Origin of the sequence: Streptomyces sp. NPDC001796, assembly GCF_042892355.1 — a bacterium.
GTDB lineage: Bacteria > Actinomycetota > Actinomycetes > Streptomycetales > Streptomycetaceae > Streptomyces.
On the sequence record NZ_JBIAUC010000001.1, the window covers coordinates 398,444 to 410,926 of the forward strand.

A 12,483-nucleotide genomic window follows, 5' to 3' on the forward strand; every position below is an offset into this window, starting at 1 on the left:
CGACAGGCCCTACAGCCACCCCTGCTGCCGGGCCTCCCGCACCGCCTCCATGCGGTTGCGGGTGCCTGTCTTGCCGATGGCGGAGGAGAGGTAGTTGCGGACCGTCGACTCCGAGAGGTGGAGCCTGGCGGCGATGTCGGCGACCGTCGCCCCGTCCACGGACGCCTTCAGCACGTCGCACTCGCGGGCGGTCAGCGGATTGGGGCCGGCGCTCAGGGCCGCCGCGGCCAGGGCCGGGTCGACGACCGTCTCGCCGGTGAGCACCCGCCGGATCGCCGCGGCCAGCTCCTCCACCGGCCCGTCCTTGACCAGGAAGCCGGCGGCGCCCGCCTCCAGGGCGCGGCGCAGATAGCCGGGGCGCCCGAAGGTGGTGAGGATCAGCACCCGGCAGCCGGGGGCCTCCTCCCGCAGCTCCGCCGCCGCGTCCAGGCCGCTCTTCCCGGGCAGCTCGATGTCCAGCAGTGCCACGTCCGGGCGATGGGTGAGCGCGGCGTCCACGATCGCGTCACCCGCCGCGACCTGCGCGACGACCTCGATGTCCTCCTCCATGCCGAGCAGCAGGGCGAGGGCGCCGCGCATCATGCCCTGGTCCTCGGCAAGCAGTACCCGGATGCATCGCGTCGGCCGGTGACTTCGGGGCATCTCGTCCACGAGCCAAGAGTACGGGCGGCGGACCGGGGCCGGGGCCCAGGGCCGACCGTGCCGCCAACTCGCCGACGGCATCCGGCAATCAAAGACTCTCCATTGTTCCGTACCGCGAGTCTTGACGAATTCTGACCGTGGTCAAACAATCGGCTCGGCATTCGAAGAACTCCTGGGCAATTCCTGTGCCGTGCCAACTCCTGCGGCTGTTCGGAATTTCGAAAGGAGCAGGTTCGGCATTTCGACCGAACAGCGTTCGGTATTTCGAAAGGCGCCCGCACGGCCCTACCAGAATCGGAAGAGGTACACCGTGTCCCCCACACCCCCGCCCCCACGACCACAGCGCCTCAGAAGCACGGTCCTGTCCGCGCTGGCCGCGTTCGTGACCGTGGTCGCGCTCGCCCTCGGCCTCACGGTGGGCGCCGGCGCGCCCCAGGCCGCCGCCGCGGGGTCGCTCCCGTGCGACATCTACGCCTCCGCCGGCACCCCCTGCGTCGCCGCGCACAGCCTCGTCAGGGCGCTCTACTCCTCCTACAACGGCCCCCTCTACCAGGTGAAACGCGCCTCGGACAGCGCGACGACGAACATCGGCCTGCTGGCGGCGGGCGGATACGCCAACGCGGCCGCCCAGGACTCCTTCTGCTCCGGCACCACCTGCATCATCACCGAGATCTACGACCAGTCCCCCCGCCACAACGACCTCACCGTCGAGGGCGCCGGCGGGGCCGGAGCGGCCGATGTCGGCGCGCCCGCGGACGCGCTGCCGGTGACCGTCGGCGGACACCAGGTCTACGGCCTGGAGATCTCGGCCGGCATGGGCTACCGGGACAACTCGACCTCGGGTGTCGCGGTCAACGGACAGGCCGAGGGTATGTACATGGTCACCTCCGGCACCCATGTGAACGGCCGTTGCTGCTTCGACTACGGCAACGCCGAGACCAACAACAAGGACACCGGCAACGGCCACATGGACGCGATCAACTTCGGCACCGAGTGCTGGTTCTCACCGTGCTACGGGCAGGGCCCCTGGGTCCAGGCCGACCTGGAGAACGGCCTGTTCCAGTCGGATTCCGGCTACAGCAAGAACACGTCCAACACCGGCACGGGACCGCTTCCCTTCGTGACCGCGCTGCTGAAGAACAACGGCCAGAACCATTTCGCGCTGAAATACGGCAATGCCCAGTCCGGCGGTCTCACCACCACCTATTCCGGCGGCGAACCCAACGTCAACGGCGGCGGCTACTCACCGATGCACCAGGAGGGCGCGATCGTCCTCGGCACCGGCGGCGACAACAGCAACGGTTCCATCGGGTCCTTCTTCGAAGGAGTGATGACCTCCGGCATCCCGACCGACGCCGCCGACGCCTCCGTGCAGGCGAACATCGTCTCCGTCGGCTACGGCGGCGCGACCGGCTCCACCGGCTCCCTCACGCCGGGTTCGGAGATCTCGCTGCGCGCGACCACCTCCTGCTGCACCGGTGACTACATCCGCCACCAGAACGACACGGCGGTCATCTCCTCGATCACATCGAGCAGTTCGGCCCTCGACAAGAACGACGCCACCTGGATCGTCCGCCGGGGGCTCGCGAGCGGCTCCTGCGTCTCCTTCGAGTCCAGGAACTATCCGGGCGACTTCCTGCGGCACTACAACTTCCAGCTCCTGCGGCAGCCCATGGACGGCACCGCGCAGTTCAGGGCCGACGCCACGTTCTGCCCGCAGACCGGCAAGAGCGGCACCGGGACGTCGTTCGCCTCGTACAACTACCCGAGCAAATACATCCGCCACTACGACTACAACGTCTACATCGCCAGCAACGGCGGTTCGAACATCTGGGACAGCTCCACGTCATGGACGAACGACGTGAGCTGGGTGGTCAGTCAGCCCTGGGCGCCGTAGCAGCCGCCGGCGACAGCGGCTGAGCGGGCGGCTGAACGGGCGATGCGGGCTCCACCGGGAGTTCGGCGGCGACCGTGAAGCCGCCCCGCGGCGACGGGCCGGCCCGCAGGGAGCCGCCCGCCGCCGCGAGCCGTTCGGTCAGGCCCTTCAGACCGGTCCCGCCGATGCCCGCCGAGGCCGGTACGGCGGGCGCGCCCCTCCCGTTGTCGGCGACCGTCAGCCGGACGCGCTCCGAGGTCCCGTCGACGGTGATCTCGCACCGGGTCGCGCCGCTGTGCCGTACGGCGTTGGTGACCGCCTCGCGCACCACCCAGCCGAGCAGGGCCTCGGTCTGCGAGACCAGGGGAGGACCGGAGCGGCGTACCGCCGGCTCTATCCCGGCGGCGGTCAGGGCCGAGCGGGCCCGGTCCAGTTCCGTGGCGAGGCTGCCCTCGCGGTAACCGGTCACCGCCTCGCGTATCTCGGTGAGCGCCTGCCGGCCGACCGACTCGATGTCCGTCACCTGCGCCAGCGCCGCCTCCATGTCACGCGGCGCCAGCCTGCGGGCCGCCTCCGACTTCACCACGATCACCGAGAGGGTGTGGCCGAGCAGGTCGTGCAGGTCGCGGGAGAAGCGCAGGCGTTCCTGCTCCACCGCGCGGTGGGCCAGCTCCTCGCGGGCGGCGCGCAGTTCCCGTACGGCCTCGGAGAGGGACAGGATCGCCGCGGTCACCATCGTCGACAGGAACGTGCCGTAGGCGACGTTCAACCCGTCCCAGCCGTCGCGCAGGCAGGAGACGGAACCCGCGACCGCGGTGAGGGAGAGGCCCGTCCTGCCGAGCCAGGGGCCTCGCACGACCGCTCCCGTCGCGAGGCCCAGCAGCGGGAAGAACAGCAGCCAGCTGCCGCCGTACCCGATGGCCAGGCCGAAGGTCACCACACCCATCACGACCAGCGCGGCCCGCGTGGACCTGGCCTCACGGGTCTGCTGGTGGAAGGCCCGGAACACCACGTAGATGTAGCAGGAGTTGAAGGTGAGCAGACCCAGACCGCCGATCCACGGGTCGGGTGTCTTGCCCTGGAAGAGGTTCGAGAAGGCGCCCATCCCCATCAGCAGCCAGGGCAGCAGGGAGAATCCGGTGGGCGGCGGCCCCGGGTTCTCGGGCATCCTCCCGGCCTTCCGGGCGGCCTTCTGCTCGGCCTTGAACCGCTCCTTGTCCTCTTTCCACGTCTGCCGCGCCTGCCGCCAGGCACTGAGACGGCACGAGACGTTTCGCACCAAGGACATGTCCCTGTTCCCCCGATCAGATGTTCCCCGCGGTCCTGCGGTAGGACAGCACAGCGTAGGAACCGAACACCAGCAGCCAGGCTGCGAGGACGGCGATCGCGCCCGGTGCCGGGGCATGACCGTCCGCGACCGATGTGCCGAGCTCGGCGAAGCGGTGGGTCGGGGTGTACGCGGACACCGAGCGCAGCCAGCCCGGGAACAGGGACAGCGGGAACCACAGGCCGCCGAGCACCGCCAGACCCAGGTTGCAGATCATGTTGGTCACGCCCGTGGTCTGGGCGGTCAGCCGGTAGCCGTTGCCGAGGCCGAGCAGGGTGAAGGGGATCGAGCCGAGCCACAGCACCAGCGCGATCGCCGACCACTGCCAGGCCGCCAGGCGTACGCCGTTGACCAGTCCGCCCGCCGCGAGCACCGCGACGATCGCGGGCAGCACGGTCACCGATCCGGTCAGCGCCCGGCCGGCGACGACCTGGCGCGGGGTCATCGGGGTCACCCTCAGCTGCCGCAGCCAGCCGATCGCCCGGTCCTCGGCGACCCCGCCACCGGTGTTCAGCGCCGAGCCGACCGCACCGTAGGCGGCCATGCCCACCATGGAGGCCGTCCTCCAACCGCCGTCGTCCTCACCGATGTTGGTGAACAGCAGGTACATCATCACCGGCATCGCGACCCCGCCGATCACAAAGCCCACGTCGCGCAGGGTCCGGCGCACCTCGAGCCGCAGGTAGTCCCACATCACACGGTCTCCTTCTCACGTGAGGTCAGGGCGAGGAACGCGTCGTCCAGCGATGCCGGGACCACCTCCAGGCCCCGTATCGCCTCCATTCGGGCCAGGGCGATCACGGTCGCGTCGGAGTCGTCCGTGCGCAGCAGTGCCCGGTCCCCGCGCACCTCCACCGACCGCACGCCCGGCAGCAGCTCCAGGCCCGCCGTGGAGCGCCCCGCCAGGTCGAAGGAGACCAGGTTGCCGCCCGCGGCCCGCCTCAGCTGCTCGCCCGTGCCGTCCGCGACGACCCGGCCCCGGTCGATGACGACGATCCGGTCGGCGTGCGCGTCCGCCTCCTGGAGGTAGTGCGTGGAGAACAGGACGGTGTGGCCGCGCCGGGCGTAGGCCCGCATCGAGTCCCAGAAGGCGTGCCGCGCCTCCACGTCCAGCGCGGCGGTCGGCTCGTCCAGCACCAGCAGCGAGGGATTCCCGGCGAGCGCCACCGCGAACCGCACCCGCTGGGTCTGGCCGCCGGAGAGCCGGTCCACGCGCCGCCCGGCCAGGTCCCCGATCCCGGCCAGCTCCAGGGCCCGGGCGACGGGCATCGGATCGGGGTAACGGCCGGCCACGAAGGAGACCAGCTCGCGGACGGTGACCCGGGGGACCGCCCGCGCCTCCTGGAGCATGGCGCCCACCCGGCCCGCGCGCACGGCCTGCTCCGGGGGAGCGCCGAAGAGCTCGACCATCCCCTCGTCCGGCGCGTTCAGGCCGAGCAGCAGCGAGATCGTCGTCGACTTACCCGCGCCGTTGCGGCCGAGCAGCGCGACCGTCTCGCCGTGCTCCAGCCGCAGATCGATGCCGTCCACGGCGCGCACGGCGCCGTAGGTCCTGACCGCCCCCGTGAAGGACACCGCCGGTGGTGTCCCAGTCGTCTTCGTCATGCGTACGACGCTATGCGAGGCGCGGTCCGCCCGGCAGATGCGTTTGTCGGCGATCCGGCAGGACAAATGTCCCGCCCTTGTCCCCGGCACCGAACTGACACCACGTCAGGGCGCGGCGTCGGGAGCCTTCACAACGCGGGACCGCTGGGCTATACAGGGTCCGCCGGACTGGAACGCGTTCCTGTTCTGCCCGTGACGACCTCGGTGCGGCCGACGGTGCGGACGGCCGCACCGAGGTCTCGACCGTCAGGAGCCCCATGCCCATCGACGAAGCCCTGGCCCTCGCGGCCGAACCCCGGACCGGCGAGATCACCTGGACCCCCAAGGACGTGCAGCTGTACCACCTCGGCATCGGCGCCGGCATCCCCGCGACCGACCCCGACGAACTGCGCTACACCCTCGAGTCCCGGCTGCACGTCCTGCCCAGCTTCGCCACCGTCGCCGGCGCGGGCTCCCCGGGCGTGATCAGCGGTCTGTCCATGCCCGGGGTGGACGTCGACCTCGCCCGCGTCCTGCACGGCGGTCAGTCGCTGACGATCCACCGCCCGATCCCGGCCGAGGGCAGGGCCACGGCGACCTCCCGCATCGCCGCCGTGTACGACAAGGGCAAGGCGGCCGTCCTCGTCATGCGCACCGAGGTGGCCGATTCCGGCGGCCCGCTGTGGACCAACGACGCGCAGATCTTCGTACGGGGAGAAGGCGGCTGGGGCGGCGACCGCGGCCCCTCCGCCCGGCCGGCTGCGCCCACCGGCGAGCCCGCGAGGGTCCTCGAACGGCCGATCCGTGAGGACCAGGCCCTGCTCTACCGCCTCTCCGGCGACTGGAACCCCCTGCACGCCGACCCGGAGTTCGCCAAGCTCGCCGGATTCGAGCGGCCCATCCTGCACGGTCTGTGCACCTACGGGATGACGCTCAAGGCCGTCGTCGACACGCTGCTCGGCGGCGACGTGACCCGTGTGCGCGCGTACGCCACGCGGTTCGCCGGGGTGGTGTACCCGGGCGAGACCCTGCGCATCCGCATGTGGCGCGAGGGGGCGCAGGGCGTGGTGCGGGTGACCGTGGGCGCGGTCGAGCGGGGCGATGCGCCGGTCCTCGCCGACACGATCGTCGAGCATTCCTGAGCCACCGAGCCACCGAGCCACGGAGCCACGCCACCGAGCCACCCAGCCACCGAGCGGTCCAAGCAGTCCTGAGCGACCGAGCCGTCCAAGCACTCCTGAGCCGCCGAGCCACCGAGCCGCCGAACACTCCTGAGCCACGAGCCTTCGAGGGGAGCCGCACCATGCGCGCAGCCGTACTGCACGAGATCGGCCAGGACAAGCTGGAGGTCCTCGACGACGTCGAGGCGACGGGCTTCGGCCCCGGCAGGGTCAGGATCCGGGTGCGCGCCACCGGGCTGTGCCACTCGGACCTGTCCGCGATGAGCGGGGTGCTGCCGCAGCCGGGGCCGTTCGTGCCCGGGCACGAGGGCGCGGGGGAGATCCTCGAGGTCGGCGAGGGGGTGAGCCGTGTGAAGCCGGGGGACAGGGTGGTCGTGTGCTGGCTGCCGGCCTGCGGGGCGTGTCCCGCCTGCCGGCGCGGCCAGACCGAGCTGTGCCTGGCCGGGTTCATGAACGCGGGCACCCCCAACTTCAGGCGCCCCGGCGGGGACGTCTTCGGCTTCGCGGGCACCGGCACCTTCGCCGAGGAGGTCGTCGTCGACGCGGGCTGCGCGGTCCCGATCCCGGACGACGTGCCGTTCGACGTCGCCGCGCTCATCGGCTGCGGGGTGACGACCGGGCTGGGCGCGGCGCTCAACACCGCCGACCTTCAGGCCGGTTCGTCGGTGGCGGTCATCGGCTGCGGGGGCGTCGGCATCTCCGCGATCCAGGGGGCGCGGCTGAAGGGCGCCGCCGAGATCGTCGCCGTCGACCCGGTCGCCTCGCGCCGGGAGGCGGCGCTGAGGTTCGGCGCCACCAGGGCCGTGTCACCCGACGAGCTGCCCGACGCCAAACAGCAGGTCACCGGCGGCGAGGGCTTCGACTACGTCTTCGAGGTCGTCGGGAAGTCGGCCACGGCCCGGACGGCGTACGAGAACACCCGGCGCGGCGGCACGCTCGTGATCGTCGGCGCGGGCGCCATGGACGACTTCCTGCGACTCAACATGTTCGAGCTGTTCTTCGACGAGAAGCGGATCCTGCCGTCCCTGTACGGCGGCGGCGACGTGCTGCGCTCCTACGAGCGCGCCATCGCCCTGTGGCGGGCGGGCCGCATCGATCTGGAGGGGCTGATCACCCACCGGGTGCCGCTGACCGAGATCAACGAAGCGCTGGACCAGATGCGTACCGGCACCGCCCTGCGTACGTGCATCGAGATCTGAGGACGCAGGCATGTCACTGCCACTGGAGGGGCTGTCCGCGATCGTCACCGGCGCCGGACGCGGACTCGGCCGGGCCGAGGCACTGGAACTCGCCCGGCTCGGCGCGGCCGTCGTCGTCAACGACTACGGGCAGCCGGGGCGATGGGGGTCTTCCCGACTCGAGCGAGGCCGAGAGCTCGGGGGAGACTCGGGGGAGGCCTCCACGGCCCCCGCCGAGGCGGTCGCCGCCGAGATCCGAGCGGCCGGCGGCCGGGCCTTCGCCCACACCGGGGACGTGTCCGACTTCGAACAGGGCCGTGCGCTGGTCGAGTCGGCCGTCGAGGAGTTCGGCAAGCTCGACATCCTCGTCAACAACGCGGGCATCCTGCGCGACCGCATGGTCTTCTCGATGTCCGAGGAGGAGTGGGACGCGGTGATCCGGGTCCACCTCAAAGGCCACTTCAACACCACCCGCTTCGCCGCCGCGCACTGGAGGGCCCGTTCGAAGGCGGCGGGCGGGCCGGTGTACGGGCGGATCGTGAACACGTCCTCGGAGGCGTTCCTGGCGGGCTCGGCCGGACAGCCCAACTATGCGGCGGCCAAGGGCGGAATCGTCGGCCTCACCACGTCGACGGCGCTCGCGCTCGCCAAGTACGGCGTCACCGCGAACGTGATCTGTCCGCGCGCCCGGACCCGTATGACCGAGGACGTGTTCGCCGGCTTCGAACCACCCGACGACGGCCTGGACCCGCTCGCGCCCGAGCATGTCGCCGCCCTCGTCGGCTATCTGGCCTCACCCGCCGCCGCACAGGTCAACGGGCAGCTCCTCGTCGTGCACGGCGGCATGGTGGCGATCGTCGAACGGCCCCGGGTCGGGGCGAAGTTCGACAGCAAGCAGGACGCCTTCACGTACGACGAACTCGACGCCCTGCTCACCCCGCACTTCGCCGAACGGCCGCGGGCAGAGACGTTCGCGGCGGTGGAGGTGCTGGGGCTGCGGCACGAGGGGGGCGGGGGATCGCTGAAACGGCGCGACGAGGCGTCGGGGGTGGATCACTGAAGGGCTCGACGAGGGCTCCTGCACGACGGCCCCGCCCGTCCCGGGGACGGGCGGGGCCGAAGAGACGCGTCAGCCGACGGTGTTACCACGGCTGACGAACCGTCATACAGCGGACGCGGTTCAGGCCGCCGTGCCGGTCTGTTGCTGCTGGCCGGACGGCTTGCGGTGCCGACCGTGCGGCGCCGCCTCGTGGTCCTCGGCGGAGACCGGACCGCGGTGCTTGCCGTGCCCCGGGATCTCCTGGGCCTCGGCAGACAGAGGCTGTGTGGTGCTGGTGTCGCTCATCGGAAGTGTCCACCCCGTCAAAACATGATCCTTCGTACAGCCGGGCGAGTCTAACGGGCGGCAACGACAGTCGTGCCGGGGGCCGGCGGCGTCGTGCCGCGGCTGCCGCCCTGGCCCTGCGCGTGCCCGGGAAACGCGTCCTTACTCCCCGCCGGCGCCTGTCTCCTGCGGATCCACACGAGGGGGGTCGCTGTCGCCTCGGCGCGCCGGGGAGACAGCGCCTGCTGCAACGTGACCGGTCGCGTCGCCGACGGTTCCGGGGGCTGTGGAACAGGGGGTTCGTCCGTCTCCGGGGCCGGCGCGGCGGCCGCCGGCCCCGGCACCTCCAGCCGCGCCACCCCGCATCGCACGGCACCCGCCGAGTACGGCAGCCGCAGCACCCCCTCCCGCGTCCACACCCCGGACCCCGCCAACCAGCCTGTCGGCGCGGCGAGCTGGTGCACCCTGCGGTCCGCCGGGCGCCACACCCCGACCCAACTGCCGGCCGGCCCGTCGAGGCGCAGCGCCACCGCGCAGCTCTCCGGTGTGAGCGCCTGCCCCGGCTGGATCGCGAACGGTGTCGCCGGGCGGTCCAGCCGCAGGCACTCGGGGAAACGCACCGGCAGCGTGCTGCCCAACACACCCCAGCCGAGCCGCTCCCGGCCCGGTGAGGGTGCGTCCGAGCGGATCAGCAGCAGGCCGCTGTCCGGGTCGGCGAGCAGCAGCCGGTCGGTGCTGCCGTCCGCGATCTGCAGCAGCGGCGACACCTCGCCGTCCCGCTCCAGATCGACCACCACCGTCTTGGTGGGATCCCCGTCCGGCGGCGTGCGGTCCACGGCCAGCAGCCGGCCCGTGCGGTCCAGCCACACCCCGCCGGAGCACCGGCCCGGCACCTGAGCCAGCCGCTCGGGCCCCCTGGCGCCGCCCGCCACCAGCCACACCGCGCTCGCCCCCGCACCCACCTCGAGCGCGAACGCGCGGTCCCCCGTCGGCGCGGGGGGCAGCAGCCGCAGCCGGGTCTCCTCCGTGGGGCACTCCACCGTGCCCAGCAGCCGCTCCCCGGTCCCCGGCCCGGTCGGGTACAGCAGCGAGAACGTGTGCCGCCGCCCGGCAGCCACGCGGTGGATGAGCACCCGCCCGTCGGCCAACGGCTGCACCTCGGTGCCGGGCTCCTCGGGTTGGTTGACGGGCAGGGGTACGGCGTACGGTTCCGGGCCGTCCAGGGTCCAGCGCTCCGGGTACCAGGACGCGCCGTCCAGAGCGAGACGCGCCGCGTAGGAACCGTCCGCGGTGATCACGCATCCGGGCGCGGGCGCCCCTTCGGGGCCGTTCGCCGTGGCGGATGTGAAGGCACAGGCCGTCATCATTCGGTCACCTCCGGCGACGAAGCTAGTTTTCGTACGCACGGGCGTGACATCCCCGGGCCGTCGCTTCACACGTAAGGGTGTCGGTGCCGGGATTCCTGTGAATAAACGGGGGCGGCTGTGCTGCACGAGGGGGCGCGCGTGTGGCCAACTCACCACCTCGGCACGACAGGACGACGCTCGGACGACGCCTGGACGACGCCTGGACGACGCCTGGGCGGGGAGCCGACTCCCACGGCCAGGCGGGCCGGCCACTACGAGCCGCTCCCGCCGCCCGCCGGAACGGCCCGCGACCGATGGGTCACCGCCCCGGGCCAGGTAGCCTTTTCCCCGTGCCCCGTCTGTCTGAAGTCATCGCCGCGCTGGAGAACCTGTGGCCCGCCGAGCGGGCCGAGTCCTGGGACGCGGTCGGCACGGTCGTCGGCGACCTCGACCAGGACGTCTCCCGGGTCCTCTTCGCAGTCGACCCCGTCCAGGAGATCGTCGACGAGGCGGTGAAGCTGGGCGCCGACCTGCTGGTCACCCACCACCCGCTCTATCTGCGCGGTACGACGACGGTGGCGGCCTCCACCTTCAAGGGCCGTGTCGTGCACACCCTGATCAAGAACGACATCGCGCTGCACGTCGCCCACACCAACGCCGACACCGCCGACCCCGGCGTCAGCGACGCGCTGGCCGGCGCGCTGGACCTCAGGGTCGTACGCCCCCTGGTGCCGGACGCCACCGACCCGGAGGGTCGCCGGGGCCTCGGCCGCGTCTGCGAGCTGGACCACCCGCTCACCGTCCGTGAGCTGGCCGCCCGCGCCGCCGAGCGGCTGCCCGCCACAGCGCAGGGCATCCGCGTCGCAGGCGACCCCGAGGCGGTCGTCCACACGGTCGCCGTCAGCGGCGGCTCCGGCGACAGCCTCTTCGACGCGGTCCGCGCGGCCGGCGTCGACGCCTTCCTCACCGCGGACCTGCGCCACCACCCGGCCTCGGAGGCCCGCGCCCACAGTCCTCTCGCGCTGCTCGACGCGGCGCACTGGGCCACCGAGTGGCCCTGGTGCGAGCTGGCCGCAGCCCAGCTCGACGAGATCTCCGACCGGCACGGATGGGACCTTCGCGTCCACGTCTCCAAGACGGTCACCGACCCCTGGACCGCCCACGCGGCGTCCACCGCCCACCCGTCACCCACCACCGCCCTTTCAACGAGCGCTTCGCGCCCACCTTCTTCTAGCTCAACGGGAGCCCCAAACTGAACGCCGCGCCCGCCGACCAGATCCGCCTCCTCGACGTCCAGGACCTCGACGTACGCCTGCAGCAGCTCGCGCACAGGCGGAGGTCCCTGCCGGAGCACGCCGAGATCGAGTCCCTGACCAAGGACCACACGCAGCTGCGCGACCTGCTCGTGGCCGCGCAGACGGAGGAGAGCGACTGCGCCCGCGAGCAGACCAAGGCCGAGCAGGACGTGGACCAGGTGCGCCAGCGCGCCGCCCGCGACCAGCAGCGCCTCGACTCCGGCGCGATCACCTCGCCGAAGGACCTGGAGAACCTCCAGCACGAGATCGCCTCGCTCGCCAAGCGGCAGGGCGACCTGGAGGACGTCGTCCTGGAGGTCATGGAGCGCCGCGAGTCCGCGCAGGAGCGGGTGAACGAACTGACCGAGCGGGTCGCCTCCGTCCAGTCGAAGATCGACGACGCCACGGCCCGCCGCGACGCCGCCGTCGAGGAGATCGACGGCGAGGTCGCGTCGGTGACCAAGGAGCGCGAGGTCGTCGCGGCGTCGGTGCCGGCGGACCTGCTCAAGCTCTACGAGAAGCTGCGCGAGCAGCAGGGCGGCATCGGCGCGGCCAAGCTGTACCAGCGCACCTGCCAGGGCTGCCGGCAGGAACTGGCGATCACCGAGCTGAACGAGATCCGCAAGGCCGCGCCCGACACGGTGGTGCGCTGCGAGAACTGCCGCCGGATCCTGGTGCGCACGGCGGAGTCCGGCCTGTAAGAGGCGACTTTCAGCGGCCCTGAAAGCGA

Annotated in this window: 12 protein-coding genes; 6 read left to right on the forward strand and 6 right to left on the reverse strand. The window is 72.0% G+C overall.

The features are described 5' to 3' along the window. Positions 1-9: 9 nt before the first annotated feature. Positions 10-642: a response regulator gene (locus tag ACFYZE_RS01770; RefSeq protein WP_388987913.1), complete on the reverse strand. Its 633-nt coding sequence runs from the start codon at positions 640-642 to the stop codon at positions 10-12. Between the two features lie 310 nt (positions 643-952). Here ACFYZE_RS01770 and ACFYZE_RS01775 point away from each other — a divergent pair, with 310 nt between their 5' ends. Continuing rightward, positions 953-2,539: an alpha-L-arabinofuranosidase B gene (locus ACFYZE_RS01775; protein ID WP_388986967.1), complete on the forward strand. Its 1,587-nt coding sequence runs from the start codon at positions 953-955 to the stop codon at positions 2,537-2,539. Here the strand turns inward: ACFYZE_RS01775 and ACFYZE_RS01780 are convergent. Genes ACFYZE_RS01780 through ACFYZE_RS01790 form a run of 3 tightly spaced genes read right to left on the reverse strand, consistent with a single transcriptional unit; the run spans position 2,517 to position 5,450 of the window. Then, the gene (locus tag ACFYZE_RS01780) at positions 2,517-3,806 is read right to left on the reverse strand and encodes a sensor histidine kinase (protein ID WP_388986970.1); all 1,290 of its coding nucleotides are present in this window, start codon (positions 3,804-3,806) and stop codon (positions 2,517-2,519) included. The genes ACFYZE_RS01775 and ACFYZE_RS01780 overlap by 23 nt on opposite strands. A 16-nt stretch (positions 3,807-3,822) precedes the next feature. Continuing rightward, positions 3,823-4,539, reverse strand: a complete 717-nt coding sequence (locus tag ACFYZE_RS01785; protein WP_388986973.1) for an ABC transporter permease — start codon at positions 4,537-4,539, stop codon at positions 3,823-3,825. After that, the gene (locus ACFYZE_RS01790) at positions 4,539-5,450 is read right to left on the reverse strand and encodes an ABC transporter ATP-binding protein (RefSeq protein WP_388986976.1); all 912 of its coding nucleotides are present in this window, start codon (positions 5,448-5,450) and stop codon (positions 4,539-4,541) included. Before ACFYZE_RS01790 ends, ACFYZE_RS01785 begins: the two co-directional genes overlap by 1 nt. Positions 5,451-5,707: 257 nt before the next feature. On the opposite strand from ACFYZE_RS01790, the gene ACFYZE_RS01795 reads away from it, so the two are divergent. From ACFYZE_RS01795 to ACFYZE_RS01805, 3 genes are all read left to right on the forward strand, one after another. Beyond that, a complete protein-coding gene (locus ACFYZE_RS01795; RefSeq protein WP_388986979.1) occupies positions 5,708-6,571 on the forward strand; it encodes a MaoC/PaaZ C-terminal domain-containing protein in 864 nt (287 codons plus the stop codon). Positions 6,572-6,732: 161 nt separating this feature from the next. Beyond that, positions 6,733-7,809 (forward strand): Zn-dependent alcohol dehydrogenase, encoded by a 1,077-nt coding sequence (locus ACFYZE_RS01800; protein WP_388986982.1) that lies wholly within the window; start codon positions 6,733-6,735, stop codon positions 7,807-7,809. 10 nt (positions 7,810-7,819) lie between these two features. Then, entirely contained in the window at positions 7,820-8,848 is a 1,029-nt protein-coding gene (locus tag ACFYZE_RS01805; RefSeq protein ID WP_388986985.1) for a 3-oxoacyl-ACP reductase, read from the forward strand. 120 nt (positions 8,849-8,968) lie between these two features. Here ACFYZE_RS01805 and ACFYZE_RS01810 read toward each other — a convergent pair whose 3' ends face one another. Both ACFYZE_RS01810 and ACFYZE_RS01815 read right to left on the reverse strand, forming a co-directional pair. Continuing rightward, positions 8,969-9,133: a hypothetical protein gene (locus tag ACFYZE_RS01810; RefSeq protein ID WP_181139130.1), complete on the reverse strand. Its 165-nt coding sequence runs from the start codon at positions 9,131-9,133 to the stop codon at positions 8,969-8,971. A gap of 50 nt (positions 9,134-9,183) precedes the next feature. Then, positions 9,184-10,476: a hypothetical protein gene (locus tag ACFYZE_RS01815; protein WP_388987916.1), complete on the reverse strand. Its 1,293-nt coding sequence runs from the start codon at positions 10,474-10,476 to the stop codon at positions 9,184-9,186. Positions 10,477-10,808: 332 nt separating this feature from the next. Between ACFYZE_RS01815 and ACFYZE_RS01820 the strand changes: the two genes are divergently transcribed. Further along, the gene (locus ACFYZE_RS01820) at positions 10,809-11,714 is read left to right on the forward strand and encodes a Nif3-like dinuclear metal center hexameric protein (RefSeq protein ID WP_388986989.1); all 906 of its coding nucleotides are present in this window, start codon (positions 10,809-10,811) and stop codon (positions 11,712-11,714) included. Beyond that, positions 11,711-12,454: a zinc ribbon domain-containing protein gene (locus tag ACFYZE_RS01825; RefSeq protein ID WP_388987919.1), complete on the forward strand. Its 744-nt coding sequence runs from the start codon at positions 11,711-11,713 to the stop codon at positions 12,452-12,454. The genes ACFYZE_RS01820 and ACFYZE_RS01825 overlap by 4 nt, the downstream gene beginning before the upstream one ends. Positions 12,455-12,483 lie beyond the last annotated feature (29 nt).